The organism is Azospira sp. MPR-LB4 (assembly GCF_058809525.1).
Window position 1 is genome coordinate 1941849 of record NZ_CM179521.1, and the last position, 24835, is coordinate 1966683.

Below are 24835 nucleotides of genomic sequence, written 5' to 3' on the forward strand. Positions count from 1 at the left end.
GTCGTTTATACTTGGGGTTATGACTAGAAAGCTCATCCATTGCCTGAGCTTGGCCGCCGCCCTCGCCGGCTGCGGCAGCTTACCGCCATCGCCCCCGGAAAGGCCAGCGGAGCGCGCCACCGCGCCCCTCTCGGCCAAGGCCCAGGACGTGGTGCTGTACGCCTTTTCCCTGATCGACACCGGCTACCGCTTCGGCGGCAAGAACCCGGAAGCGGGTCTGGACTGCAGCGGCATGGTCAGCTACATCTATGGCCAGGCGGCGGGCCTGAAAGTTTCCGGCAGCGCCGCCGACATCGCCCGCAACGGCCGCCCCGTACCGCGCCAGGGCCTCAAGCCGGGAGACCTGGTGTTCTTCAACACCATGAACCGCTCCTACTCCCACGTGGGCATCTACATCGGCGACGACCGCTTCGTGCACGCGCCGGCAACTAATGGCAGAATCCGAATCGACAGTCTGGGAGCCCGCTACTATGCGGAACGCTTCGAGGCTGCCCGGTCCTACTTCGACTAAGCCGTCGGGCCGTAAAAAAACCACAATCTTAGGAGACAGTTTCACATGCCCGTTCCCGCTCTGTTCCAGGGCCGGATGGCGGTTCCCGCCATTGCTGCGCCCATGTTTCTCGTATCCGGCCCCGATCTGGTCATCAACGCCTGCAAGGCCGGCATCGCCGCCAGCTTCCCCTCCCTCAACGCCCGTCCCGCCAGCCAGCTGGATGAATGGCTGACCCGCATGAATAAGGAGCTGGGCCCCAAGGACGCGCCCTTCGGCATCAACCTGATCCTGCATCACTCCAACACCCGCCTGGAAGAGGACGTGGCCCTGGTGGTCAAGCACAAGGTGCCCTTCGTCATCACCAGCCTGGGCAACCCCAGCAAGCTGGTGGAGGTGGTGCATGGCTACGGCGGCCTGGTGTTCTCCGACGTCATCCACGCCTACCACGCCAAGAAGGCCATCGAGGCGGGGGTGGACGGCATCATCGCCGTCTCCGCCGGCGCCGGCGGCCATGCCGGGACCCAGAATCCCTTCGCCCTGCTGCGGGAAATCCGTGAGTTCTGGGACGGAGTGCTGATCCTGGGCGGGGCCATTTCCGACGGCGCCTCCATCCGCGCCGCCGAAATCGCCGGGGCCGACTTCGCCTACATGGGCACCCGCCTCATCGCCACCCAGGAGTCCATGGCCCAGCAGGCCTACAAGGACATGCTGGTCAGCGCCGGCCCGCGGGACATCGTGTATACGGACGCCGTCTCCGGCACCAACGCCAACTTCATCTGGCAAAGCCTGGAGAAGGCCGGCTACACCAAGGAGAGCCTGGCGGCCGGCGGCCAGGCCAACCACAACTACGGCGGCGACGAGGCCAAGGCCTGGCGCGACGTGTGGAGCGCCGGTCACGGCGTCGCCAACATCCACGACGTGCCGACGGTGGCCGAACTGGCCGCGCGGCTGGCCGCGGAATACCGCCAGGCCTGCCAACGCCAGCCGTCCCAAGCCTTGCGGCCGGTATAACCAAAGCCATATTTTTCGGCGCCGCCGTTGATGCTAGGGTTAGGCCCTAAATAACGACATTCGAGAGCCTTTCCCCATGCGTACCATCGACGAAACCGAAGTCAGCAAACTGCTCCGCGGGGTGGAGATTCCCCCCTGCCCCGCGGTGCTCGCTGCCCTGGCCCAGGAGATGCACCGCCCGGATGCCAGTTCGACCAAGGTGGCCCGGCTCATCAGCCAGGACGTGGGCCTGGCCGCCGGCGTCATCAAGTGCGCCAATTCCCCCCTCTTTTCCACCGGCAGCAAGGTCGGCTCCATCGGCGAAGCCCTGGGCCGCCTGGGCTTCAACAACGTGCTCAACCTGGTGGTGAACGAGCTGCTGCGCAAGAATCTCTCCCAGAACAACCATGCCATGGACCGCTTCTGGGACAGCGCCACCTACTGCGCCGGCGTCTGCGCCAAGCTGGCCGAGATCCTGCCCGGCACCAGCCGCGACACGGCCTACACCTTCGGCCTCTTCCACGACTGCGGCATCCCCATCCTGATGCGGCGCTACCCGGACTACAAGAAGACCCTGGGCGAAGCCAACCGCCGCATCGACCTGCCCTTCACCGCCATCGAGGACGAAATCCACGGCACCAACCATGCCGTCATCGGCTATCTCATGGCGCGCAACTGGGGCCTGCCGGAGACGGTCAGTTCCGCCATCCTCTCTCACCACGATTTCTCCGTCTTCAACGACGGCAGCGGCCTCTCCGACGAATCGTGCACCCTGATCGCCCTGGCCCTGCTGGCCGAGCGCATCGTCGGCACCTTCCTGCGCCTCAACGAGGACGGCGAGTGGGAAAAGGGCAAGGGTGCCGTGGCCGGTTTCTTCGGTCTCACCGAGACGGACCTCAACGACATCGTGGACGACCTGCTGTTCAAGCTGGATTCCGCCCGCAAGGCAGCCTGAACCCGGACGTCGCGGCGGCATCGCCGCCATGAAAAAAGCCGCTCCTGGAGCGGCTTTTTATTGTCGGGAGCGGCGCCCTTCAGAGCAGGAACAGGGTGGCCAGGCCGAGGAAGATGAAGAAGCCGCCGGAGTCGGTGACGGCGGTGATCAGCACCGAGGAGCCCAGGGCCGGGTCCCGGCCGAACTTCTGCATGGTCATGGGAATGACCACGCCGACGGTGGCAGCCAGCAGCAGGTTGAGGGTCATGGCCCCGGTCATCACCAGGCCCAGCTGGAAGGAGTGGTACAGCCACCAGGAGACCACGCCGAGCAGCCCACCCCACACCAGGCCGTTGATCAGGGCCACGCCCAGTTCCTTGTGCAGCAGGCGCCGCGCCGATTCGGGCTGGATCTGGCCGAGGGCGATGGCGCGCACGATCATGGTGATGGTCTGGTTGCCCGAGTTGCCGCCGATGCCGGCGACGATGGGCATGAGGGCGGCCAGGGCCACCAGCTTTTCGATGGAGCCTTCGAAGGCGCCGATCACCCGGGAGGCGATGAAGGCCGTCACCAGGTTGATGGCCAGCCAGGTCCAGCGGTTTTTCACCGAGTTCCACACCGAGGCGAAGATGTCTTCCTCTTCCCGCAGACCGGCCTGGGCCAGCAGTTCGCTTTCCGATTCTTCCCGGATGAAGTCCACCACTGCATTGACGGTGACGCGACCCACCAGGCGGTCGTCCCGGTCCACCACCGGGGCGCTCACCAGGTCGTAGCGTTCGAAGGCCTGGGCTGCTTCCTCGGCGTCGTCGTCCGGTTCCAGATGGACGAAGTCGCTGATCATGACGTCCGCCACTTCGGACTCGGGATCGTTGATGAGCAGCTTGTTGAGGGGCAGCACGCCCTTCAGGCGCTCGTCCCGGTCCAGCACGAAGAGCTGGTCGGTGTGGTCGGGCAGTTCGTCGAAGCGGCGCAGGTAGCGCAGCACCACTTCCAGGGTCACGTCTTCCCGCACCGTGACCATTTCGAAATCCATGATGGAGCCGACCGAGTCCTCGGGGTAGGACATGGCGGCGCGCAGCTGCTCCCGCTCTTCCACGGAGAGGGACTGGAAGACGTCCTGGATCACCTCGTGGGGCAGGTCCGGCGCCAGGTCGGCCAGTTCGTCGGCATCCAGGGATTCGGCGGCGGCCACCAGCTCGTCCGAATCCATGTTGGCGATCAGGGTTTCCCGGACAGCATCCGACACTTCCAGCAGGATTTCCCCGTCCCGCTCCGCCTTGACCAGGTCCCACACCATGAGACGCTCATCCAGGGGCAGGGCCTCCAGGATGTAGGCCACGTCGGCCGGGTGCATCTTGTCCAGCTTGTGGCGCAGCTCGTTCAGGTGCTGCTTGTGCACCAGGGATTCCACCAGCTCGTGGCGGGGCATCTCCTGCTTGTGCACCAGGTCCTCCACCAGGTGATGCCGGGCGAGCAGGGTCTGCACCTCGGAGAGGCGCGCCTGCAGCTCATCGGCGTCAGCGTGCTGGATTTCTTCGCTCATGGTGGCAAACCGGGGAATGGTGCGATGCCGCAAAAAGATGGCGCATTCTAGCACCGCACCGGGTCAGGACTTTGACAAAAATCACGGGAATCCACCGGGCTACGGGATATCCCCAAGCAAGGCCCCGACGGCCCGCCCATGGGTATGGGCAAGCCGGTCTCAGGGGAGTTCCGCCGCCCCCATCCGGCCCAGGATGATGCCGGTCTTTTTCAGCAGCCCCGGGGCGCTGCGGTTGCGGTCGTAGAAGCGGGGATTGGGCAGCATGGCGGCCAGCTTCGCCGCCTGTTCCGGCCCCAGCTGGGCGGCGGAGACGTTGAAGTAATGGCGGGCCGCCGCCTCGGCGCCGAAGACGCCGTTGCCCCACTCCACCACGTTGAGATAGACCTCGAAGATGCGCCGCTTGGACCAGGCGGTTTCCAGCATCAGGGTGATGGCGGCCTCCTCGGCCTTGCGCCAGGGCGTCTTGCTCGGGGAAAGGAACAGGTTCTTCGCCAGTTGCTGGGAGATGGTGGAGCCGCCGGCCACCACCTTGCCGCGGCGCTGGTTCTTTTCCACCGCCTTCTGGATGCCGTCCCAGTCGAAGCCTTCATGATCGACGAACTTGGCGTCTTCGGCGGCGATGATGGCCCGCTTCAGGTGGGGCGAGATGCGCTCGTAGTCCACCCACTGCTTCTGCAGGCTGGCCCCCGGCGTCTTCAGCCACAGCTCTTCCTGACGGATTTCCATGAAGCGGGTCATGTGGGGATTGACGTTGGCCCACCACAGTACCCAGGCGAACAGCCACAGCTGGTAGGCCAGCAGGAGGCCGACGCCCCAGGCCGCCGCCAGCTTCAGCCAATGCAGGATGCGCACGGTGCCTCAGCCCTGCCGCAGACGGTCGAGGACCGGCGCGGTGGCGGGCCGCACGCCGCGCCACAGCTGGAAGGCTTCCGCCGCCTGCTCCACCAGCATGCCCAGGCCGTCCACCAGGTGGGTGGCGCCTTCCAGCCGGGCAAAGGCCAGGAAGGGCGTCTCGCCCCGGCCGTACATCATGTCGTAGGCCAGGGCGCCGCCGTTGAAGATGCCAGGAGGCAGGGGCGGCAGTTCGCCGGCCAGGCTGGCGGAGGTGGCATTGATCACCACATCGAAGCCCTGACCGGCCAGCTCGCCATAGCCACCGCCGCTGACGGGGCCCAGGTCGGCGAAATCCCGGGCCAGATCGGCGGCCTTGGCGGCAGTGCGGTTGGCGATGTGCAGGCGGCAAGGGCCGGCAGCCAGCAGGGGCGCCAGGGCGCCCCGGGAGGCACCGCCGGCGCCGAGCAGGAGAATGGCCTTGCCCGCCAGGGGCAGGGACTGGTTGACCTGCAGGTCCTGCACCAGGCCGGCGCCGTCCGTGTTGTCGCCGAGGATGCGCCCGCCCTCCAGCACCAGGGTATTCACCGCCCCGGCCCGGGCAGCCCGGGGCGTCAGGCTGTCGGCCAGGCGGAAAGCCTCTTCCTTGAAGGGCACGGTGACGTTGGCCCCCCGCCCACCGCCGTCGGCAAAGGCCCGCAGCGCCGCTGCGAAGCCGTCCAGGGGCGCCAGCAGGGCTTCGTAGCTCATGTCCTGGGCGCAGGCGACAGCAAACAGGGAGTGGATCAGGGGCGACTTGCTGTGGCCGATGGGGTTGCCGAAAACGGCGTAGCGGTCAGTCATGGCGGCGGCGAAATGGCGGCGGTGGAGGAAAGGGCGCCAGTTTATCCCTTTTGGCGGACGGCAACCTGAACGCTCCCTTACGTAGTGCAGGGAACAAAATCTCCGCGGGAAACGGCTTACGCATGGCGGAATTGCCTATAATCCGGGCGTTGCACTTTTCAGGGAGCTAACAACAAATGAGCGCAAAAGACGCCGTTATCGTGACATGGGACGACCGCTACAGTGTGGGCATGAGTGAAATCGACGCCCAGCACCAGGCCCTCTTCGAGACCATCAACCGGCTGTGGTCCGCCATCGTCGGCAAGGGCAGCCGGGAGCAGATCCTGGTACTGATCGACGAGCTGGAACGCTACACCGTGGCCCACTTCTCCGCCGAGGAGAAGTTCATGGAATCCACCGCCTACCCGGACCTGGCCGCCCACCGGCAACTGCACGAGACCTTCGTGCAGCGCATCGCCGTCGAACGCCAGGGTGTCAGCGCCGGCAAATCCATCAGCCTGGACCTGCTGCACTTCCTCAAGGACTGGCTGGTGCAGCACATCCAGGTGGAAGATCAGCGCTACGCCGCCCACTGCCGCCAGGACCCGCAACGGGGCAGCGGCCTGTCGGGCTTCTTCAAGCGCTTCTGGGCCTAAAGCCCGGCACCGGGCCGGGCCGCCTTACTGGGCCTGGACCCGGTCGCCGCTGGTGAAGAACCAGGTACGGGTGATCACCAGCTGATCCACGTCCCGCCGGATATCCTCGGGGAAAGCCGCATAGGGACCGGCCATGCGCACGATGCGCAGGGCCGCCTCGTCCAGCACCTTGTGGCCGGAGGTGCGCTCCAGTTCCACCTTGTCCACGGAACCGTTGGCATTGATGGTGACGGACAGCACCAGGGTGCCGTAGAGCCGGCCCCGGGCGGCCTCGGGATAGTTGAGGGTACCCACCCGCTCCACCTTCAGGCGCCAGTCTTCCACATAGCGGGCGAAGCGGTATTCGTCGGCCCGGGTGCCGATGTTTTTCTTGCGCGGCCGCTGGTTGTACTCGTCCACGCTCTTGCTGATCTCGGCCTCCATGCGCGCCATGGCCATGGCGCTGCTGGCCAGGTCCCGGCCCGAGAGGGTCGGCGCATTCTGGGGCTGGGACTCCCGGGAATCCTGGCGCGGCGCCCGGGTCTTGCTCTTCACTTCGGCCAGCAGACGCTGCTGCTGGGCCTCCATGTCCCGCACCCGCTGCCGCGACTGTTCCAGGTCGCTGCCGGCCTGCTGCCGCGCCGAGGGCGGCAGGGGCGTGGCCGCCCGGCGGTTCTCTTCGACGTTGCCGCCGCCGTCCAGGTTGGCCTGGGCCAGGGCCTGGGCGTGGGTCGGGCGGCGCGCCGACTTGCTGTTCACCAGGATGATGTCCAGGGCCTTGTCCTGCAGGGACCGGGAGGCATCGGGGAACTTGAAGTGGAGGGACAGCAGCAGACCGTGCACCAGCACGGAGAGGCCGACGGCCAGGGTCAGGTTGCGGCTGGAGGCATCCATCCGGGCCAGGAATCCGGGCATCAACCGGGCCGCCGCCATATCAGGCTCCCGCCTCCTCGTCGTCACCCACATCGGCCACCGCATCGGCGCTCTCGATGACGGCGACGAAGCGCAGGTTCAGCTCCAGGGACAGGGTGTCCCAGGACTCCACGCTCAACTTGACCCGCTGGCCCATGGACAGCTCGGGCAGGGACGGCACCCGCTGCATCAGGGGCAGGGGATCGAGCTTGACCAGGTTTTCCTTGCGCACCGTGCCTTCGATTTCCGTCACGCCCTTCTGCTCCAGCCAGCGCAGGCACCAGTAGCGCTCCATGTGGCGCTGGAATTCGGCGTAGGCGGCGTAGGTCAGGTCGAAGTCGCGCATGGCGGCAAAGAGCGCGTCGCTCTTGGCGCCGAAGTGGGGCGCCCGGTCCTGCAGCAGGGTGATCAGCTGCCACTGGTTCACCAGGTCCACATAGCGCCGCAGGGGCGAGGAGGACCAGGCGTACTGGGGCACGCCAAGGCCCTCGTGGGGCAGGGGCGAAGTGGTCATGCGCACCTTGCCGGCGGTCTGGGCGCGGTAGATGCAGGCCACCTTCTTCTCGGCCAGGAGGCCGCCCCAGGTGGCGTTGGCGACGATCATCAGTTCCGCCACCAGCTTGTCCAGGGGACTGCCCCGCTTGCGGGCGCTGATCTCGATGCGGTCGGCGGCGCCAGTCGGATCGCTGGCGTCGGGGAAGACGTCGAAGTTGTAGTCGAAGATTCCCTGGGTGGCGGACGGCTTGCCGCGGCGCCCTTCGCAGGCGCAGGCCAGCTGCCACAGCAGCTTCAGTTCCTGGGCGAAGCGGAAGTCGCCCAGACCGGCGGCCAGGGTTGCCTCGTTGAAGAGGGGCTCGATTTCGTGGTGGCGCAGGTTGGCCGCCACATGGACCCGCTCCAGGCGGGATTCGTGGCCGACGATCTCCAGGCCCTCGTTCACCGTCAGGTACAGGGAGACGGCCGGCCGCGGCTTGCCTTCGGCCAGGGTGTAGGCCTCCACCACGGCATCGGGCAGCATGGTGATCTTGTTGCCGGGCATGTACACGGTGGACAGGCGGTCCCGGGCAATCTGGTCGAGGGCCTCGCCCGGCCCGAAACCGAGGCCGGGGGCGGCAATGTGGATGCCGACGCGCCAGCCGATGCCAGGCAGGGCTTCCAGGGAAAAGGCGTCGTCGATTTCGGTGGTGGCCGCATCGTCGATGGAAAAGGCTTGCACCGAGGCCAGGGGCAGGTCGGCCGGCGCCGTGGGCACGTCCACGGCGGGGAAGCCGGTGCCCTTGGGGAAGTACTCCCGCAGGAAGCGGTTGAAATGGTAGTCGCGGTGGGACTTGATGGCACCGCAACGGGCCAGCAGGTGCGGCGCCGAGGTGTGCAGTTCCTCGCAAGCTGCCTCCAGGGCCTTGGTCTCCGGCTTGTTGCGGTCCGGGGCGTAGAGCAGCTGGTCGAGCAGGGGAGCGAACTCGGGCGGCAGGGAACCGGCCTTCAGCTCCGCCACCATGCGCTCTATGGCCAGCGCTTGCTGACGCTTCTTTTCAAGACCGGCCAGAGCAGCCTGGAGAATGTCGGGAGGGGCCTTGCGGAAGCGACCCTTACCCTTGCGGTGGAAATAGACAGGCGCTGCGTGTAGGGCAAGCAGGACCGATGCCGCCTCGACCGGAGAGGGGTCTTTGCCGACGTAGTCCTTGGCAATATCCAGAAAAGAAAATTCGCCATCCGCACAGCACTCCCAGAGGAATTCGGGTTCGATGTCGTGGGCCAGGGGTTCGGCAGCCTCCAGCAGGGCCCCGGGGGCGGGACTCTGGAAACGCAGCAGGATGGCGGCAGCCTTGACCTTGGTTCGCTTGCCCGACGCGCTTTCCACCTGCAGGGTGGCATCGTTGTCGGCCAGCACGGTGCCCGTCTTGAAGGCGCCGTCTTCTTCAAATAGAACATTCATCGGCGGATTATAACCCGGCGAATTCAAGGATTTGCGGCACAAAGTCGACAAATCGCGTGAAGCTGTGGTCGCCGCCGGCCAGCACCGTCTGGCGGGCATCCCGGTAGCGGGCCACGGCCTGGCGGTAATCCAGCACCTCGTCCCCCTCCTCCACCAGCAGCCAGTAGCGCTCGGGCCGCAGGTCGGCCACTTCCATGGCCTGCAGCTGGGCCACGTGCTCCCGGGTGAACTGGAATTCCTCGCCGCTGTAGAGGTTGGTCTGGGGGCCGACGTAATCCGCCAGGGAAAGATGGGCCAGCACCGCCGGATTGACCAGCACGGCCCGCAGGCCGTGGCGTTCTGCCAGCCAGGTGGCGTAGAAGCCGCCGAGGGAGCTGCCCACCAGGGTCAGGGGACCCTCGGCGGCCAGGATGGCCTCGGCCTGGACCATGGCCTGGCGCGGCTCGTGGGACAGGGCCGGGCAGAAGAAGCGCTCCTGCAGGCCCCGGGCCGCCATGGCCTCGGCCACGGCGCGGGCCTTGAAGGAGGCGGGGGAGGAACGGAAACCGTGGAGATAGAGAATGCCGCTCATGGTGCTGGCCTCACTGGCTTACTTGCATTCCCAGGTGTCGCCGGGAACAAGAGTGGAAGGAAAGTCCCGGCAGAGCCAGGTGCGGGCCGCCTGGCTCCCGCCCAGGGCGGCCTCCCAGAAGGCCAGGCTGGCGCCCTGGATGGCCGTCGCGGCCCGGGGCGGCAGGACGTGGCGGCTGCCCGGATTGCCCGCCAGGGGCATGTGGGCGGCGCCGTCCAGCACCAGCAGGAACTTGTCGCCGCCGGGCATGTGGCGGAAGGGCACGGTGCGGTCGGCGGCGCTGATGTCGTGCAGGCCGATGCCGTCGTCCCGGGTGCCGGTGATGCAGAAGAAGGGACGCCGGATGCCGGCGAAGCGGGCGTTGAGGGGCGCCTCCTCGCCCCGGGCTGAAGGCGACAGGCCGAGAAAGGCCCGCAGGCGCGGCTCCGCCACCGGCGGCCCATAAGCGCGCCGTTCCCCGGCCATGGCCTGGGTCGTCACCGCACCATAGGAATGGCCGGCCAGGCCGACACGCTCCAGGTCCACCCCGGCCCAGGCCGGGTCGGTGGCTTGGCGGCGCCAGACTTCGTCGAGAACGAAGCCCAGGTCGGCCAGGCGGGCCAGGGACTGCTCCGGCGTGGTGGCCGCCGTCAGGGCCCGGCGCAGGGCCATGGGACTGCCGGCCATGACCGCGGCGTCGCTGCCGGCGTGCTGCAGGGCCAGGCCCCGGTAGCCGTGGGAGGCCCAGTGGCGCAGCCAGCGTTCGCCGTTGTCCCGGTCGCCACCGAGGCCGTGGGAGAAGAGGATAAGGGGCGTGCGGGCGATGCCCTGGGGCAGGTAGTGGCGGCAGGGAATGGGACGTTGGCGGCGCTCGTCGTGCCACACCTCCAGTTCCTCCCGCACCCGGCAGGGGCCGCTGGCGGCGTAGTTGTGGGGGGCTGACATGGGGCAGCTTCGCCGGGGCGGCAACGCCGCCCCGAAAAGGTTGTCCGGCCTAGCCTGCAGACCAGCTGACAGTGCCGCTCCAGGCAGTCCACAGGACGATGCCGCCGAAGACGATGCGGTACCAGGCGAAGGCGGTGAAGTCGTGGCTGCTGATGTAGCGCAGCAGGCCGCGCACGGCGATGAAGGCGGAGACGAAGGCGGCGACGAAGCCCACCACCCACATGCCGACATCGTCGAAGGAGAGCAGCTCCCGCTCCTTGTACAGCTGGTAGAGGGTGGCGATACCCAGGGTGGGGATGGCGAGGAAGAAGGAGAACTCGGTGGCGGCCTTGCGCGACAGGCCGAAGAGCAGGCCGCCGATGATGGTGGCGCCGGAGCGGGAGGTACCGGGAATGAGGGCGAAGGCCTGGGCGATGCCCAGCTTGAAGGCGTCGATCACGTCCAGCTCCTCCACCGTCTCCACCCGGATGCGGTGCTTGCGCCGCTCGGCCCAGAGGATGAAGAGACCGCCGACGATGAAGGTGGTGGCCACCACGTAGGCGTTGAAGAGGTGGGCCTTGATGGCCTTGCCGAAGAGCAGGCCGAGGACGGCCAGGGGGATGAAGGCAATGATCAGGTTGATGACGAAGCGCTGGGCTTCCCGCTCCCGGGGCAGGCCCAGCAGCACCCGGGCGATGCGGGCCCGGTATTCCCAGCAGACGGCCAGGATGGCTCCGGACTGGATGACGATCTCGAACAGCTTGCCCCGGGCATCGTTGAAGTCGAGCAGGTCCCCCGCCAGGATCAGGTGGCCGGTGGAGGAGATGGGAAGGAATTCGGTGAGGCCCTCGACGATGCCGAGAATGAGGGCCTTGAGCAGCAGCAGGGGATCCATGGGGAGCCGGGGCGGGAGGAAAGAGGGGGGAATTATACCCGCCCCCTCCGCCGGCCCCGACCGGAAGCAACCTTACAGGGGATACCCGGCCATCTTCAGCAGGGCGCCGGTCTCGCACAGGGGCAGGCCCATGACTCCGGTGTAGCTGCCTTCCAGGCGTTCGACGAACATCCCGGCCTTGCCCTGGATGCCGTAGGCGCCGGCCTTGTCCATGGGTTCGCCGCTGGCGATGTACTTGCTGATCTCGGCTTCTTCCAGCTCGCGGAACTGGACGATGCTCTCCGACAGCACGGTCTCGATATGGCCGCTCCAGGCCAGGGAGACGGCGGTCAGCACCCGGTGCCGCTGGCCCGAGAGCAGCTCCAGCATGCGCCGGGCGTCGGCCTCGTCGGTCGGCTTGCCGAGAATCTCGCCCCGGCATTCGACGGTGGTGTCCGCCGCCAGGATCGGCTGGGTCGCCTGGCGCCGCCACACCACCAGCTTGAGGCCGTGCTCGGCCTTGGCCCGGGCCACCCGTTTGACGTAGGCCACCGGGTCCTCGCCCGCCAGGGGCGTCTCGTCCACGGCGCCGTCGGCCCGGGGCGGGTTGCGAAAGAGCAGGGTTTCGAACTGCACGCCCATGAGGGACAGCAGTTCCCGCCGCCGGGGGCTGCGGGAGGCAAGGTAGATGCGGGGGCCGAGGGGGATGGTCATGGCAGTGGGGGAAGGTCAGCCTTCCCGGTGGTAAGGATGGTTACGAATGACGCTGACGGCACGGTAGAGCTGTTCGCACAGGATCAGCCGGGCCATGGCGTGGGGCAGGGTGAGGCTGGACAGGCGCAGCATGGCGCCGCCATTTTGCTGGGCCTCGGCCTTCAGTTCCGGGTCGAGGCCGTCGGCGCCGCCGATGAGCAGGGCGATGTCGCGCCCCTCGCCCATCCAGCCTTCAAGGCGGGCCGCCAGTTTGACGGTGCTCAGATCCTCGCCCCGCTCGTCCAGGGCGACGATGCGACAGCCCCCGGGCAGGGCCGCCCGGATGCGGGCCTTCTCCGCACTCAGCAGCTGCTCCCGGGTTTTCGAGCCCCGGGGCTCGGGCTTGATCTCGACCACGCTCACCGCCATTTCCCGGGGCATGCGCTTGATGTACTCGGCGCAGCCCTCGGCCACCCAATCCGGCATGCGGTGGCCCACGGCGATGATGCACAGTTTCATGGCTGCCTTCAGGCGGCGGAGGAGCCGCCCTGGCTGCCGGCCTGGCGCCGCACCGGGGCCTTGGCGCCCCACAGCTCTTCCAGGTTGTAGTAGTTGCGCACGGCCGGCTGCATGACATGGACCACGATGTCTCCCAGGTCCACCAGCACCCACTCGCCGGTCTGCTCGCCTTCAATGGAGAGCACCTCGCCGCCGGCTTCCCGCACCTTTTCCTGGACGTTGCGGGCAAGGGACTTGACCTGACGGTTGGAGTCGCCGCTGGCGACCACGACCCGGTCGAACAGGGAGGTGAGCTTGGTGGTGTCGATCACCTCGATATCCTTGCCCTTGATGTCCTCAAGGGCGTCCACGACGATTGCTTGCAGTTTTTGCAGTTCCATCAGGTGCCTAATTGCTGGGGGTTGAAAGATATAGTTGCTGCGCCTGAATATAAGCGATCACCGCTTCAGGCAGCAAATAACGGGGGCTGCGGCCGGCGGCCAGCAGCTGGCGGATCTGGGTGGCGGCGATGGCCAGGGGCGTCATGGGGAAGGTGGCGATGCCGCCGGCGGGGGCGGCCTGCAGCTCCCGGGGGCTGCAGCGGCGGGCCTGGAATTCCCGGGCCAGCTCCACCGGCAGGGCCGCCGGATCGATGGAAAAGCCGGGCCGGTACACCACCGCCACGTGGGCCAGGGCCAGGATGTCCTGCCAGCGGTGCCAGGTGGGCAGGCCGGCGAAGGCGTCGGCGCCGGTGAGCAGCACCAGGGGCTGGGCCGGGCCGCACTCCCGGCGCAGGCGCTCCAGGGTAAGCACCGTATAGCTGGGGTCGGCGCTGGCCACCTCGGCGCCGTCCACGGCGAAGGCCGGATTGTCCTGCACCGCCAGGCGCACCATCTGCAGCCGCTGCTGGGGCGTGGCCCGGGGCTCGGCCCGATGGGGCGGCCGGCCGGCGGGAATCCAGCGCACCTGGGCCAGGTCGAGATTCTCCAGCGCCTCCTGGGCCAGGCGCAGATGGCCGTGGTGAATGGGGTCGAAGGTGCCGCCGAAGACGCCGATGGGGCGCTGCTCAGGCATGGTCGCCATCGCCGCCGCCCTCTTCCGGCCCTTCCTCGTCGCCCACCGTGGTGGCGAAGGCCGGCGCGCCTTCGACAAAGACTTCCCGGTAGCTGACGTAGAAGCTGGCCACCAGGCTCGGCGCCAGGATCAGGATCAGGGGCACCATGACGATGGCCGCCGCCATGCCGGGGCCCAGGATCATGCCCAGCAGCCCCATGGCCAGGGCCGGCACCAGGCCGCTCCACAGCAGGATGGAGAGGCTGTAGGTGAGGAACGGCCGCCAGTTGCGCAGGCAGGCGAAGAAGGAGAAGAAGAGGGCCTTGCCGGCGCCCTGCCGGTGCCAGGCGGCCAGCATGGGGGCGAACCAGAAGGCCATGACCAGGGGCACCACCAGCAGCAGGGCCAGCTGGGTGGCGAGGAGGAATTCAGGATTGTCCGCCGGCAGGTCGCCGTGGTCGCCGCCGATGAACATGAGGCGGAACAGGTCGCCCCCGTCCACCAGGGAGGCCAGGCCCAGGATCAGCAGGGTGCCGCACAGATAGAGCCCGCCCAGACCCACCAGCACCGGGGCCTGGGGGCGGATGCCGGTGCTCAGGGACTGGGGCGTGACGGCCAGGCCCCGGTCGAGCACGCGGCAGGCGTTCATCAGCACCAGGGACAGGGCCGGCATGGCCAGATAGGTGATGAGGCTACCGATGAACGGCAGGCTGCCCACCAGGGCCAGCAGCATCCAGTAGGTCAGCAGGAGCAGGCTGAGGATGGCCGGATTGCGCCGGAACAGGGCGTAGCCGGCGCCCAGCCAGCGCCAGCCGCGGGCGGCGGGAAGGTTCAGTGCCTGCATGGATCAAGCGGTGGGGAAAATATCCCGGTAGGAGGCATAGAGGACGGCGAAGGACACCGGCAGCAGGACAAGGAAACCGAGGCCCATGGGCAGGGCGGCGACGAAGAAGAGCACACCCATGATGAGGCCGAGGACGGTGAAGGGCAGGATGTTCTTCAGGCAGGCGCTGAAGCTGGCCTTGAGGGCGGGCACCGGCTGCATGTGGTTGAAGTAGACCAGGGCCGGGGCGAACCAGAAGGCCATGAACAGGGGGACGGCCAGGGCCAGGCTGATCATCACCGCCAGCAGGACGCCGGCGATGGCCACGCCAAAGCCGCCGGTGGCGGCGCCGCCCACGAGGGAACCGCCGCCGATGAGCATGCCCACCGCCAGGATGCCGAACCAGCCCAGCATGTAGCACAGGCCCACCACCACCAGCCCGGTGGTTTCCCGGGAGAAGCCGGCGAAGAGGTCGTTCAGTTCCACCTTGCCGCCCTCCTCCTGGCGCCGCACCGCCTGCAGCACGCCGGCGGCCAGCAGGGGCAGCAGCAGGTGGGAGGCCAGGGCGCCGGCCAGGGGCACCATGGCCACCGCCAGGGTCAGCACCAGGAAGACCAGGGCCAGCACCACCCAGGCGCCGGGGGCGCGGGTAAACAGGTCCCAGCCGAAACGCAGCCATTCGATGGCGGCACCGGCCGGCACCACCCGGCAGCTGCCGTCGAAGGGCGGCGGCGCCATGGGAAAGGTGGGCGTGGAATCCGGGGAGCTGGCGTCGGCAGACATGGTAAAAACCGTTGAAAAATCAGGAATGGCGCCATGCTAACGACACGGCGGGGGGTTGGCAATTGGCACCGCCGCGGCGGCGGCCGGAAATCAGTCGAGCCAGGGGGCCGCCGGATGGCGGCGACGGGCCAGCAGGAGGTCCCGGAAATGCCGGGGATCCTTCACCAGCACCTGGCGGCCGGCCCGGGGCGCATGGAAGTCCTGCAGGCGCGACAGCCAGAAACGCAGCGCCGCCCGGCGCAGGAGCCGGGGCCAGGCCCGGGCCTCCGCCGCCTGCAGGGGGCGCCGCCGGTGGTAGGCCTGCAACAGGGCCCGGGTGCGGCCGGGTTCCAGGTTGCCGGCCCCATCCAGGCACCAGTCGTTGGCGGCCACCGCCAGGTCGAACAGCAGCTGGTCCCGGGCGGCGAAATAGAAATCCAGCAGGCCGGACAGGCGTTCCCCCTGGAACAGCACATTGTCGCGGAACAGGTCAGCATGAACGAGGCCTTCGGGCAAGGCCTCGGCCGGCCCGGCCTGGTAGGCCAGTTCATCCTGCAGCAGGGCCCCATCGTCGCCGGAGAGCAGGGGCAGCACCTGGGCGGCGGCCTGACGGCGCCACGCCTCGCCCCGGGGGTTGTCCTGCACGCCATCGTAGGTGGCGGCGGCCAGATGCAGCCGGGCCAGGGCATCGCCCACGGCAGCGCAGTGGGCCGGGCCCGGCGCCTCCACTTCCTGCCCCGTCAGGCGGGACACCAGCACCGCCGGCTTGCCGGCCAGGGGGCGCAGGATAGCCCCGGCGCCATCGGCCACCGGTGCCGGACAGGGCAGGCCCTGGCGGGCCAGGTGGGCCATCAGGCCCAGGTAGAAATCAAGCTCCGCCGCCCCCAGGGTCTCGAACAGGGTGAGGACCCAGGTGCCGCGGCCGGTGGTGACGAAATAGTTGGTGTTCTGGACGCCGGCGGCGATCCCGGCGAAATCCGCCAGGGCGCCGACGTCGCAGCCGGAAAGCCAGTCCTTCAGCTGCTCCCGGGTGACGGGAGTGAAGACCGACACGGCCGGATCAGAAGGTGCCGATCACCCACATGGGGACGCGCACGCCGCTGTCCACCGGGTCCTTGCGGGAGAAGGTGCCGTCGCCCTGGTCGTCCACCAGGTAGTAGGGAACGCCGTGGCTGGGGGTGACCTTGAGCATGTAGAGCTTGCCGTTGACCCGGTATTCCTCCACGGTCTCGTTCTCCCGCTTCTTGATGGTCACCTGGGGTTCCATGGCGGCATCGAAGGGCACCATCTCGGGCGGCGGCGGCGGCACCGCCGGCAGGGGCTGCAGGTCGGTACGGCCGGCCTGGGCAAAAGCCGCGCCGGTGCAGACCAGCAGGGAGAGGGAAGCGGCAAGGAGGGAAAGACGACGCATGGGATGGCCTTTGCAAGATAGCCCGATTCGGATGCCCGATTTTATTACAAATTGAGCAGCATCTCCCGCTCGTCGGGCAGGGGGGCAAAGCCGCGGGTCTCGTAGTGCTTGAAAATGGCCTCGACGATCTGGTCCGGCTCGTCGATCACCTGGATCAGGTCCAGGTCGTCCGGCGATACCATGCCCTCGCCCACCAGGCGGTCCTTGAACCATTCCAGAAGGCCGCGCCAGAAGGGCTCGTGCACCAGGATCAGGGGAATCTTGCGGCTCTTGCCGGTCTGGATCAGGGTCAGGGCCTCCAGCACCTCGTCCAGGGTGCCAAAGCCCCCGGGCATGACCACGTAGGCGCTGGCGAACTTGACGAACATGAACTTGCGCGCAAAGAAGTGGCGGAAGGACTGGGAGATGTCCTGGTAGGGATTGGCCATCTGCTCGTGGGGCAGCTGGATGTTGAGACCAATGGAGGGGCTCTTGCCGTGGTAGGCGCCCTTGTTGGCCGCTTCCATGATGCCGGGGCCGCCGCCGGAGATGACCGAGAAACCGGCATCGGAGAGCTTGCGGGCGATCTCCTCGGTCAGCTGGTAATAGGGCGACTCGGGCTTGATGCGGGCGCTGCCGAAGATGGAGACGGCCGGGCGGATGGCCGCCAGCCGTTCGGTGGCCTCCACGAACTCTGCCATAATGCCGAAAATCCGCCAGGATTCCCGGGCCGACATGGCGCTGGTGATGGTGTCGGGGTCCGCCAGGGGCGGGAGTTTGGTTCTTTCGCTCATTTTTTTGTCTTCTGGATTTTGTTCTTATGCCGATGCTGCTGCTGGTGGACGGATCGTCCTACCTTTACCGCGCCTTCCACGCCCTGCCGGATCTGCGCAACAAGGCAGGAGAGCCTACTGGCGCCATTTACGGCGTGTTGAACATGCTACGCCGGCTGGAAAGCGACTACAAGGCAGAAGGCGTCACCTACAAGGCCGTGGTCTTCGACGCCAAGGGCAAGACCTTCCGCGACGACTGGTACCCGGAATACAAGGCCCAGCGCCCGCCCATGCCCACCGACCTGGTGGCCCAGATCGAACCCCTGCACGCCGCCATCAAGGCTTCCGGCTGGCCGCTGCTGATGGAGGACGGCGTGGAGGCGGACGACGTCATCGGCACCCTGGCCCGCCAGGCCGAAGCCGCCGGCATGGACGTGGTCATCTCCACCGGCGACAAGGACCTGACCCAGCTGGTCAGCCCCCGGGTGCGCTGGGTCAACACCATGAGCAACGAGGTGCTGGACGAGGCCGGCGTCACCGCCAAGTTCGGCGTCGAGCCGGGCCGCATCGTGGACTACCTGGCCCTCATCGGCGACACGGTGGACAACGTGCCCGGCGTCGCCAAGGTGGGGCCCAAGACCGCTCTCAAGTGGCTGGAACAGTACGGCACCCTGGACAACATCATGGCCAACGCCGAGGCCATCGGCGGCGTGGTGGGCAACAACCTGCGCCAGGCCCTGGACTTCCTGCCCCTGGGCAAAAAGCTGGTGACCGTGGTGTGCGACCTGCCGCTGCCGGAAACGCCGGCCAGCCTGGCGCCCCGCCCCCTGGACAAAGCCGCCCTGGAAGAAATCTTCAGCCGCTACGAATTCAAGACCTGGCTGCGGGAACTGCAGGGCGAAGGCGCGGCCGCCGGCGATGCCGAAGCCGCCGGTGACGCCACGACCGCCCCCGCTGCCCCGGCTGGCGCCCACCGCCAGCATTACGAAACCATCCTCACCTGGGAGGCCTTCGAGCGCTGGCTGGCCAAGATCCAGGCCGCCCCCCTGGTGGCCCTGGATACGGAAACCACCAGCCTGGACCCGCTCTCGGCCCGCATCGTCGGCATTTCCTTCGCCCTGACGCCGGGGGAGGCCGCCTACATCCCGGTGGCCCACAACTACCCGGGTGCCCCCGACCAGCTGCCCCGGGAGCAAGTCCTGGCGCGCCTCAAGCCCTGGCTGGAAGCCAGCAACCACGCCAAGCTCGGGCAGAACCTGAAATACGACCAGCACGTCTTCGCCAACCACGACATCGCCCTCAAGGGCATCGTGCACGACACCCTGCTGCAGTCCTACGTGCTGGAAAGCGACAAGGGCCACGACCTGGAACAGCTGGCCCGCCGCCACCTGGGACTGGAGACCATTCCCTACACCGCCCTGTGCGGCAAGGGCGCCAACCAGATCGGCTTCGACCAGGTGGCCATCGACCAGGCCGCCGAATATTCGGCGGAGGATTCGGACCTGACCCTGCGGGTCCATCAAAACCTGTTCCCCGCCATCGCCGCCGACGCCAAGCTCAACTGCATCTACAGCGACATCGAAATGCCAGCCCGGGAAGTGCTGTTCGCCATGGAGCGCCACGGCGTGCTCATCGACAGCGGCCTGCTGCAGGCCCAGAGCAACGAGCTGGGGCGCAAGCTGGTGGAGCTGGAAGCCAAGGCCGTGGAGATCGCCGGCCAGCCCTTCAACCTCAATTCACCCAAGCAGCTGGCGGAGATCCTGTTCACCCAGCTGGGCCTGCCGGTGGTGAAGAAGACCCCGGGCGGCGCCCCCTCCACCGACGAGGAGGTGCTCTCCGAACTGGCCCTGGACTACCCCCTGCCCAAGGCCCTGCTCGAATACCGGGGCCTGGCCAAGCTGAAGAGCACCTACACCGACAAGCTGCCGCGCATGGTCAATCCCCATACCGGCCGGGTGCACACCAGCTTCTCCCAGGCCGTGGCCGTCACCGGCCGCCTGGCCTCAAGCGACCCCAATCTGCAGAACATCCCCGTGCGCACCGCCGAAGGCCGCCGCATCCGCGCCGCCTTCATCGCCCCGCCGGGCTGCAAGATCGTTTCCGCCGACTATTCCCAGATCGAGCTGCGCATCATGGCCCACCTTTCGGGCGACCATGGCCTGCTCGACGCCTTCGCCAAGGGCGAGGACGTGCACCGGGCCACGGCGGCGGAAATCTTCGGCATCATGCCCCTGGAAGTCACCGCGGAGCAGCGGCGTTACGCCAAGACCATCAACTTCGGCCTCATCTACGGCATGAGCGCCTTCGGCCTGGCCCGCTCCCTGGAAATAGAGCGCAGCGCCGCCCAGACCTACATCGAACGCTATTTCGCCCGCTACCCCGGCGTCGCCCGCTACATGGAAGAAACCCGGGAACTGGCCAAGCGCCAGGGCTATGTGGAAACCGTCTTCGGCCGCCGCCTGTGGCTGCCGGACATCCGCGCCAGCCAGGCCGGCCGCCGCCAGGGCGCCGAGCGGGCCGCCATCAATGCGCCCATGCAGGGCACGGCAGCGGACATCGTCAAACTGGCCATGACCGCCACCGCCCGCTGGCTCGCCGACAGCGGCCTGCAGAGCAGCCTGGTGCTGCAGGTGCACGACGAACTGGTGCTGGAAGTGCCGGAAGGGGAACTGGCCCGGGTCCGGGCCGAGCTGCCGGCCATCATGGGCCAGGTGGCCAAACTGGCCGTGCCCCTGGTGGTGGATGTGGGCGTCGGCAATAACTGGGACGAGGCCCACTAGGCGCAGGCAGGCCCCGCGCCGTCCCTCAGGAAGCCCCGGTCACCCGCAGGAAGGCGGCCTCCACCGTCTCCACGTCCAGGTCCGCCACGTCCTGACTGTCGCTCTGCAGCACCTGGCGGGGCACCGCCCAGGGCTGCCACTGCTCCACCGACGATTTGCCGAACAAGGCCAGCACCGGCTTGCCCTGGGCCGCCGCCACATGCATGGCGCCGCCGTCGGCGCAGAGCATGACGTCGGCCAGGGAGAGGCCGGCGATCAGCTCTTCCAGGTGCCGGGTCGGCACCGGTGCCACCGGCAGACCGGCCAGGGCTGCCATGATGCGGCCGGCCTTGGCATCGTCCCCAGGATGCAGGGGATCATCCTCCGCCCCCGGCGCCCAGAACAGCAACACCTGGCGCACCACGCCCCGCTCCAGCAGGCGCCGCACCAGTTCGACGAAGCGGTCCTCCGGCCAGCGCTGGGAAGGCTTGCGCGCCGACACGTGCAGGGCCAGACGCAGCCCCTCTCCCGGCACCGCCGGCAGCGCCGCCTGCAGACGTGCCCGCACGGCGGCATCGGCCACCAGGCGCATGGGACCTGGCGCCGGCACCGGCCCCAGGGACTGCAGCAGGCGCTGGGTTCGCTCCACCTCGTGGCCACCGCCCCGCTCCTCCTGGGCGATGATGCGCCGGGCCCCGATCCAGCGGGCAAAGCCGCTGCCGCCGGCAGAGGCGACCAGGATCAGGTCCAGGCGCCGACGGCGCAGGCCCACCAGCATCTTCAGGGTGCGCCACCAGACGCCGAGGAGGGACTCGCCGGCGGCCCGATGCTTGCCCTTGCAATAGGCGAAGACCGCATCCACATCCGGATTGCCGGCCAGGGCCGGGGCGTTGTAGGAATTGGCGAGGACGCCGATCCAGGCCTGGGGATAGGTCTGGCGCAGGCTCGCCAGCAGGGGGGTGGTGCACAACAGGTCGCCGATGTTGTCGCGGCGGATCACCAGTATCTTCATGCCGTTTCCAGTTCGTTGCGGGCCCATTCGGCCACGCCACCCAGGCGGCGGGTGAAGGCCGCGAAGGAAAAATTGTCCAGGTGGGCCCGTGCCCGGGCCTCATCCACCCGGTCCTGCCCGTCGCCCCGCAGGCCCAGCAGGACCCGTTCGAAATCCCGCCCCTGGTCCAGCCGGGGGTCGGCGTAGAGGTAGCCGGTCACCCCGTCGACGATGGTCTCGTTGAAGGGCGGCGCCGCCATGGCCAGGACCTTGGTGCCGGCGGCCTGGGCCTCCAGGACATTGAGCCCCAGGGCTTCCTTTTCCGGCAGCCCCGCCACCAGGTAGTCGATGCTCTCGTAGAGGCTGCGCACGTCGCTCTGCTGGCCCCAGAAACGCACCTGGGCCGCCACCGGCGCCAGGGCCCGGCGCAGGTCCCGCACCGAGGCGTAGCCGCCGCTGCCGAAAATATCCAGCTGCACTTCCGGATGCCGGGCCAGTACCGGCGCCAGGGCGGCAAACAACTGGGGAAACTGCTTGATCGGCGTCAGCCGGGAGACCACCCCCAGCACCAGCCCGGGACGGCGCACATAGGGCTGGCGGGGCCGCAGGGCCAGCTGCAGGGGCTCGAAGAAGCCGAACAGGCGATCGCGGAACTTGCGCCGGTCCCAGTCGTACTCCGACTCCCGCTCCACCGGCCGCAAAGCTGCTGACCGGGGCCGCAGGTCTGGGATACCATACAGGGCCTCGCGCCACACCGGAATATTGGCGGCCTGCAGCCCCGCACGGACGTACCCGGAAACCGGGAAGACCATGCGGTAGGGCAGGAACGGCCGGGCACTGCGCTGGTACATGGGCATGTGGGCCATGGAGGTGAGCAGATGCCGCGGTGCCAGTTGCCGCGCCACCTCGTCCGGAAAGGGCGCCTGGTTCAGCACCCAGGCCGCCTGGTCGCCCAGCAGGGCGGGAATTTCCCCGGCGTCGCGCACCGCCACCCGTTCGATACTGGGATTGAGCAGGGAACCCCAGAAAGGCGCGTCGGCATGGCAGACGAGTTTGGCCGCAAGGCCCAGTTCCGCCGCAGCGTGGGCCGTGGCGGCGGTGTACAGCTCGCCGCCGCCCATGTGCTGTTGCAGGTTGATTTGAATGAGTTGCATCGACACTTCCTGCCCTTAAGCGGGCCCGCATCTTCCCGGCAGCCGCAGAAGACAAGACAGTTGGCTATATGGCAAAAGACACCATGAAGGTTCTGATTATAAAACGCGACAAGATCGGGGATATGCTGCTCACCACCCCGATCCTCAAACTGTTGCGGCAAAAGCACCCCCAGGCCACCCTGCATGTCCTGGCCAACGACTACAACGCCTGGGTGCTCGACGGCAATCCGGACGTGGACGAAGTAATCGTCTATCCCCGGGTCCGCCACGACGGCCGGCTGCGCCTCGGCGCCATCTTCAGCCACCTGGCCCTGACCCGGCGCCTCAAGCGCGAACGCTACGACTACGTGGTCATCGCCAACGGTGGCGAATCGCCCCGGGCCATCCGCCGCGGCCTCTCCTACCGGCCGGGCAAGCTGCTGGCCTATGTGGAAAGCGAGCGCTTCCGCCACCATCCCGCACTGCAGGCCATCAGCTCGGACAAGCGCCACGAAAGCGAACGCATGCTGCAACTGTTCGCCCCCCTGGGCCTGGACGGCGACATGCCCCTGCCGCCGCCCCGGCTCAATTTCTCCCCCGCCCAGCTGGAAGCGGCCCGCCAATGGCTCGCCACCTGGCAGCAGGGCGCACCGGACAACTTCATCATCATCGGCCTGGGTGCCCGCCGCCGGCAGAAGCAGCCCAGCGCCGAGCAGGTCCGCCGCTGGGCCGACGCTGCCCTGCAACGCTGGGGCACGCCGACGGTGGTGGTGTGGACGCCGGGCCAGCGGGACAACCCCCTCTATCCCGGCGACGACGAGCTGGTGGCCCCCCTGCTGGCCGCGCCCCAGCCCCACATCCGCCCCTACAGCGGCAGCCTGCAGACGGTGATCGGCCTCATCGGCCTGTCCCGGGCCAGCCTGTTTCCCGACAGCGGCCTGATGCACATTGCCTCCGCCGCGCCCGGCGGTGTGGTCGGCCTTTTCGCCGACCGCCAGAATTCCGCCGACCCGGACCGCTGGGGCCCACTGGGCGACCGGGCCATCGTCCTCGAAGCCCCCCACTCGGTGGCCGAGCTGGAGGACGAGGCCGTGCTGGCCGCCCTGGAACGACATCTGCGCCCCTGAGCCCCACCCTCCCGCCAGCCAGCCACGAACCTTCGCCCATGCCGACGATGCCGCGCCAGCCCACCCTGCCCCTCTTCGCCTCCCTCTGGATTTTCCTGGCGGTGTTCCTGCTGCCCATGGACAAGGCCATCGCCCTGCGCAATCTGGTCCTGCTGCTGGGTCTCGGCCTGTGCCTGTGGCAATGGCGGCAGCTGCTGCCCCGGCTGCGGCAGGATGCCCTGCCCCGCTTCGCCCTTGGCGGCCTGACCGCCTTCATCGCCCTGCTGCTGCTGCAGACCCTGTTCTTTGCCGAAAATCGGGCCTTCTCCGCCGGCGCCATCCTGGGCGAATGGCTGGGAGCCGCCCTGGTGCTGGGCCTTGGCATGGGCGTCGCGCTGCTGGCCGGTGCTCCCCGCCAGGCCGCGGCCCAGGGCATCAGCATGGCCCTGCTGGCCCTGCTGGCCCATGTCCTGTGGATGCTGGGCTACCAGCTGCTGCCGGTCTTTTCCGGCCAGCCGCCGCGGCTGGGCCTGATGCCGTTTGCCGAACGGGACTTCCACAGCCAGCTGGTGGCGCCCCTGACCCTGCTGCTGCTGGCCGAAACCGTGCTGCGCAAATGGGACCTGCCCGGGCTGCTGCCCTGGTCCAACCGTGTCCTGCACGGCGCCCTGGTGCTGGCCCTGCTCGGTGTGGTCGGCGTCAATGGCCGCACCACCCTGATCCACATCGGCGCCGGCGGCCTGCTGCTGGTGGCCGCCCTGGTCCTGGCCCATCCGCAGCGGGGCAGCGGCACCCGGCGCAAGGCCGTCCTCGGCGTCGGCATTGCCCTCGCCCTGCTGGCCGCCACCTCCCTGACCCTGGACAAACGCTGGCAGAAGCTGGGGGATTCCTTCGCCGCCGGCCTCAAGGTGCAGGAAAACCGTACCTGGCTCGACGACCGGCGCTACCCCCTGCCCACCCTGCCCTCGGGCCAGGAGGCAGACCACTCGGCCTACCTGCGGGCCGCCTTCGGCACCCTGGCCCTGCAGGGCATCGCCAACCATCCCATGGGTATCGGCTACAGCATCGATGCTTTCGGCCGCGTCATCCTCCTCGACCAGGGCGAGCGGACTGCCATCATCAGCAGCCATTCGAGCATCCTGGACTTCACCCTGGGCACGGGCCTGCTCGGCCTGGCCGGCCTCACCCTGCTGGTTGCCCTGGGTTGCCGCGGTCTCTACCGGCGCTACCGGCAGACGGGCGACGCGGCGGCCCTGCTGGCCATGCTGGTGATCGCCAGCTACTACCTGCGTTGCTTCCCGGAGGGCCATCTGAGCGGCTGGCGCCTCAAGCTGACCCTGCTGCTCACCGGCCTGTTGCTGGGGGCCAGCCTGCTGCAGCGCAGCCGGGCCACTGCCCGGCGCTGACCCG

General features: G+C 68.2%; 26 protein-coding genes. 7 read left to right on the top strand and 19 right to left on the bottom strand.

From position 1 onward, the window contains the following. The first annotated feature begins 19 nt into the window (after positions 1 to 19). The 3 genes from AC3QLZ_RS09065 to AC3QLZ_RS09075 all read left to right on the top strand — a co-directional run bounded on the left by AC3QLZ_RS09065 (position 20) and on the right by AC3QLZ_RS09075 (position 2438). Positions 20 to 511, top strand: coding sequence for a C40 family peptidase (locus tag AC3QLZ_RS09065; protein WP_014235553.1), 492 nt, complete (start codon positions 20 to 22; stop codon positions 509 to 511). A gap of 45 nt (positions 512 to 556) precedes the next feature. Continuing rightward, on the top strand, positions 557 to 1504 hold the full coding sequence (locus tag AC3QLZ_RS09070; RefSeq protein ID WP_014235554.1) for an NAD(P)H-dependent flavin oxidoreductase: 948 nt from the start codon (positions 557 to 559) through the stop codon (positions 1502 to 1504). A 76-nt stretch (positions 1505 to 1580) separates the two neighbouring features. After that, positions 1581 to 2438: an HDOD domain-containing protein gene (locus AC3QLZ_RS09075; protein WP_014235555.1), complete on the top strand. Its 858-nt coding sequence runs from the start codon at positions 1581 to 1583 to the stop codon at positions 2436 to 2438. Between the two features lie 79 nt (positions 2439 to 2517). On the opposite strand, the gene mgtE is transcribed toward AC3QLZ_RS09075, so the two are convergent. The 3 genes from mgtE to aroE form a co-directional block, all read right to left on the bottom strand. Beyond that, positions 2518 to 3960 carry a magnesium transporter gene (gene mgtE, locus AC3QLZ_RS09080; RefSeq protein WP_014235556.1) on the bottom strand — a complete coding sequence of 481 codons (1443 nt, stop codon included), beginning with the start codon at positions 3958 to 3960 and terminating at the stop codon, positions 2518 to 2520. Positions 3961 to 4119: 159 nt separating this feature from the next. After that, positions 4120 to 4812, bottom strand: coding sequence for a monofunctional biosynthetic peptidoglycan transglycosylase (gene mtgA / locus AC3QLZ_RS09085; protein WP_014235557.1), 693 nt, complete (start codon positions 4810 to 4812; stop codon positions 4120 to 4122). Positions 4813 to 4818: 6 nt separating this feature from the next. Continuing rightward, entirely contained in the window at positions 4819 to 5634 is an 816-nt protein-coding gene (gene aroE, locus AC3QLZ_RS09090) for a shikimate dehydrogenase (RefSeq protein WP_014235558.1), read from the bottom strand. A 176-nt stretch (positions 5635 to 5810) separates the two neighbouring features. On the opposite strand from aroE, the gene AC3QLZ_RS09095 reads away from it, so the two are divergent. Continuing rightward, entirely contained in the window at positions 5811 to 6269 is a 459-nt protein-coding gene (locus AC3QLZ_RS09095) for a bacteriohemerythrin (protein WP_014235559.1), read from the top strand. A gap of 24 nt (positions 6270 to 6293) precedes the next feature. On the opposite strand, the gene AC3QLZ_RS09100 is transcribed toward AC3QLZ_RS09095, so the two are convergent. The 14 genes from AC3QLZ_RS09100 to AC3QLZ_RS09165 form a co-directional block, all read right to left on the bottom strand. Then, a complete protein-coding gene (locus AC3QLZ_RS09100; protein WP_287875255.1) occupies positions 6294 to 7142 on the bottom strand; it encodes an energy transducer TonB in 849 nt (282 codons plus the stop codon). Positions 7143 to 7182: 40 nt separating this feature from the next. After that, entirely contained in the window at positions 7183 to 9096 is a 1914-nt protein-coding gene (locus AC3QLZ_RS09105) for a ribonuclease catalytic domain-containing protein (RefSeq protein ID WP_014235561.1), read from the bottom strand. Between the two features lie 7 nt (positions 9097 to 9103). Next, positions 9104 to 9667, bottom strand: a complete 564-nt coding sequence (locus AC3QLZ_RS09110; protein WP_014235562.1) for a YqiA/YcfP family alpha/beta fold hydrolase — start codon at positions 9665 to 9667, stop codon at positions 9104 to 9106. Between the two features lie 18 nt (positions 9668 to 9685). Further along, entirely contained in the window at positions 9686 to 10591 is a 906-nt protein-coding gene (locus tag AC3QLZ_RS09115) for an alpha/beta hydrolase family protein (protein WP_014235563.1), read from the bottom strand. A 49-nt stretch (positions 10592 to 10640) separates the two neighbouring features. After that, a complete protein-coding gene (locus AC3QLZ_RS09120) occupies positions 10641 to 11465 on the bottom strand; it encodes an undecaprenyl-diphosphate phosphatase (protein ID WP_014235564.1) in 825 nt (274 codons plus the stop codon). A 72-nt stretch (positions 11466 to 11537) separates the two neighbouring features. Continuing rightward, positions 11538 to 12158, bottom strand: coding sequence for a Maf family protein (locus AC3QLZ_RS09125; RefSeq protein WP_014235565.1), 621 nt, complete (start codon positions 12156 to 12158; stop codon positions 11538 to 11540). Positions 12159 to 12173: 15 nt separating this feature from the next. Continuing rightward, positions 12174 to 12656, bottom strand: coding sequence for a 23S rRNA (pseudouridine(1915)-N(3))-methyltransferase RlmH (rlmH, locus tag AC3QLZ_RS09130; RefSeq protein WP_014235566.1), 483 nt, complete (start codon positions 12654 to 12656; stop codon positions 12174 to 12176). Between the two features lie 8 nt (positions 12657 to 12664). Then, entirely contained in the window at positions 12665 to 13036 is a 372-nt protein-coding gene (rsfS, locus tag AC3QLZ_RS09135) for a ribosome silencing factor (protein WP_014235567.1), read from the bottom strand. Positions 13037 to 13043: 7 nt separating this feature from the next. Then, positions 13044 to 13718 (bottom strand): nicotinate-nucleotide adenylyltransferase, encoded by a 675-nt coding sequence (nadD, locus tag AC3QLZ_RS09140; RefSeq protein WP_014235568.1) that lies wholly within the window; start codon positions 13716 to 13718, stop codon positions 13044 to 13046. Then, complete coding sequence (locus tag AC3QLZ_RS09145) at positions 13702 to 14532, bottom strand: BPSS1780 family membrane protein (protein ID WP_014235569.1); 831 nt, start codon at positions 14530 to 14532, stop codon at positions 13702 to 13704. The genes nadD and AC3QLZ_RS09145 overlap by 17 nt, the downstream gene beginning before the upstream one ends. 3 nt (positions 14533 to 14535) lie before the next feature. After that, entirely contained in the window at positions 14536 to 15294 is a 759-nt protein-coding gene (locus tag AC3QLZ_RS09150; RefSeq protein ID WP_014235570.1) for a BPSS1780 family membrane protein, read from the bottom strand. Between the two features lie 90 nt (positions 15295 to 15384). Next, positions 15385 to 16326, bottom strand: coding sequence for a homoserine kinase (locus AC3QLZ_RS09155; protein ID WP_014235571.1), 942 nt, complete (start codon positions 16324 to 16326; stop codon positions 15385 to 15387). Between the two features lie 7 nt (positions 16327 to 16333). Then, a complete protein-coding gene (locus tag AC3QLZ_RS09160; protein ID WP_014235572.1) occupies positions 16334 to 16684 on the bottom strand; it encodes a DUF2782 domain-containing protein in 351 nt (116 codons plus the stop codon). 44 nt (positions 16685 to 16728) lie between these two features. Further along, positions 16729 to 17457, bottom strand: a complete 729-nt coding sequence (locus tag AC3QLZ_RS09165; protein WP_014235573.1) for an LOG family protein — start codon at positions 17455 to 17457, stop codon at positions 16729 to 16731. Between the two features lie 26 nt (positions 17458 to 17483). Here AC3QLZ_RS09165 and polA point away from each other — a divergent pair, with 26 nt between their 5' ends. Then, on the top strand, positions 17484 to 20216 hold the full coding sequence (polA, locus tag AC3QLZ_RS09170) for a DNA polymerase I (protein ID WP_014235574.1): 2733 nt from the start codon (positions 17484 to 17486) through the stop codon (positions 20214 to 20216). 25 nt (positions 20217 to 20241) lie between these two features. Here polA and AC3QLZ_RS09175 read toward each other — a convergent pair whose 3' ends face one another. Continuing rightward, positions 20242 to 21207, bottom strand: coding sequence for a glycosyltransferase family 9 protein (locus tag AC3QLZ_RS09175; protein ID WP_014235575.1), 966 nt, complete (start codon positions 21205 to 21207; stop codon positions 20242 to 20244). Further along, positions 21204 to 22340, bottom strand: coding sequence for a glycosyltransferase (locus AC3QLZ_RS09180; RefSeq protein WP_014235576.1), 1137 nt, complete (start codon positions 22338 to 22340; stop codon positions 21204 to 21206). The genes AC3QLZ_RS09175 and AC3QLZ_RS09180 overlap by 4 nt, the downstream gene beginning before the upstream one ends. Positions 22341 to 22462: 122 nt before the next feature. On the opposite strand from AC3QLZ_RS09180, the gene AC3QLZ_RS09185 reads away from it, so the two are divergent. Both AC3QLZ_RS09185 and AC3QLZ_RS09190 read left to right on the top strand, forming a co-directional pair. Next, complete coding sequence (locus AC3QLZ_RS09185) at positions 22463 to 23446, top strand: glycosyltransferase family 9 protein (protein WP_157870567.1); 984 nt, start codon at positions 22463 to 22465, stop codon at positions 23444 to 23446. A 38-nt stretch (positions 23447 to 23484) separates the two neighbouring features. Next, the gene (locus AC3QLZ_RS09190; RefSeq protein ID WP_083833906.1) at positions 23485 to 24831 is read left to right on the top strand and encodes an O-antigen ligase family protein; all 1347 of its coding nucleotides are present in this window, start codon (positions 23485 to 23487) and stop codon (positions 24829 to 24831) included. Positions 24832 to 24835: the final 4 nt, after the last annotated feature.

Excerpts from the sequence above, each read along its gene's own strand:
- mgtE (WP_014235556.1), bottom strand. The coding sequence starts at position 3,960 with ATGAGCGAAGAAATCCAGCACGCTGACGCCGATGAGCTGCAGGCGCGC.
- aroE (WP_014235558.1), bottom strand. The coding sequence starts at position 5,634 with ATGACTGACCGCTACGCCGTTTTCGGCAACCCCATCGGCCACAGCAAG.
- AC3QLZ_RS09125 (WP_014235565.1), bottom strand. The coding sequence starts at position 12,158 with ATGACCATCCCCCTCGGCCCCCGCATCTACCTTGCCTCCCGCAGCCCC.
- AC3QLZ_RS09180 (WP_014235576.1), bottom strand. The coding sequence starts at position 22,340 with ATGCAACTCATTCAAATCAACCTGCAACAGCACATGGGCGGCGGCGAG.
- nadD (WP_014235568.1), bottom strand. The coding sequence starts at position 13,718 with ATGGCGACCATGCCTGAGCAGCGCCCCATCGGCGTCTTCGGCGGCACC.
- AC3QLZ_RS09115 (WP_014235563.1), bottom strand. The coding sequence starts at position 10,591 with ATGTCAGCCCCCCACAACTACGCCGCCAGCGGCCCCTGCCGGGTGCGG.
- AC3QLZ_RS09065 (WP_014235553.1), top strand. The coding sequence starts at position 20 with ATGACTAGAAAGCTCATCCATTGCCTGAGCTTGGCCGCCGCCCTCGCC.
- AC3QLZ_RS09095 (WP_014235559.1), top strand. The coding sequence starts at position 5,811 with ATGAGCGCAAAAGACGCCGTTATCGTGACATGGGACGACCGCTACAGT.
- rlmH (WP_014235566.1), bottom strand. The coding sequence starts at position 12,656 with ATGAAACTGTGCATCATCGCCGTGGGCCACCGCATGCCGGATTGGGTG.
- AC3QLZ_RS09075 (WP_014235555.1), top strand. The coding sequence starts at position 1,581 with ATGCGTACCATCGACGAAACCGAAGTCAGCAAACTGCTCCGCGGGGTG.
- AC3QLZ_RS09160 (WP_014235572.1), bottom strand. The coding sequence starts at position 16,684 with ATGCGTCGTCTTTCCCTCCTTGCCGCTTCCCTCTCCCTGCTGGTCTGC.
- rsfS (WP_014235567.1), bottom strand. The coding sequence starts at position 13,036 with ATGGAACTGCAAAAACTGCAAGCAATCGTCGTGGACGCCCTTGAGGAC.
- AC3QLZ_RS09100 (WP_287875255.1), bottom strand. The coding sequence starts at position 7,142 with ATGGATGCCTCCAGCCGCAACCTGACCCTGGCCGTCGGCCTCTCCGTG.
- AC3QLZ_RS09110 (WP_014235562.1), bottom strand. The coding sequence starts at position 9,667 with ATGAGCGGCATTCTCTATCTCCACGGTTTCCGTTCCTCCCCCGCCTCC.
- AC3QLZ_RS09145 (WP_014235569.1), bottom strand. The coding sequence starts at position 14,532 with ATGCAGGCACTGAACCTTCCCGCCGCCCGCGGCTGGCGCTGGCTGGGC.
- AC3QLZ_RS09190 (WP_083833906.1), top strand. The coding sequence starts at position 23,485 with ATGCCGACGATGCCGCGCCAGCCCACCCTGCCCCTCTTCGCCTCCCTC.
- AC3QLZ_RS09185 (WP_157870567.1), top strand. The coding sequence starts at position 22,463 with ATGCTGCTCACCACCCCGATCCTCAAACTGTTGCGGCAAAAGCACCCC.
- AC3QLZ_RS09150 (WP_014235570.1), bottom strand. The coding sequence starts at position 15,294 with ATGTCTGCCGACGCCAGCTCCCCGGATTCCACGCCCACCTTTCCCATG.
- polA (WP_014235574.1), top strand. The coding sequence starts at position 17,484 with ATGCCGATGCTGCTGCTGGTGGACGGATCGTCCTACCTTTACCGCGCC.
- AC3QLZ_RS09105 (WP_014235561.1), bottom strand. The coding sequence starts at position 9,096 with ATGAATGTTCTATTTGAAGAAGACGGCGCCTTCAAGACGGGCACCGTG.
- AC3QLZ_RS09120 (WP_014235564.1), bottom strand. The coding sequence starts at position 11,465 with ATGGATCCCCTGCTGCTGCTCAAGGCCCTCATTCTCGGCATCGTCGAG.
- AC3QLZ_RS09175 (WP_014235575.1), bottom strand. The coding sequence starts at position 21,207 with ATGAAGATACTGGTGATCCGCCGCGACAACATCGGCGACCTGTTGTGC.
- AC3QLZ_RS09070 (WP_014235554.1), top strand. The coding sequence starts at position 557 with ATGCCCGTTCCCGCTCTGTTCCAGGGCCGGATGGCGGTTCCCGCCATT.
- AC3QLZ_RS09165 (WP_014235573.1), bottom strand. The coding sequence starts at position 17,457 with ATGAGCGAAAGAACCAAACTCCCGCCCCTGGCGGACCCCGACACCATC.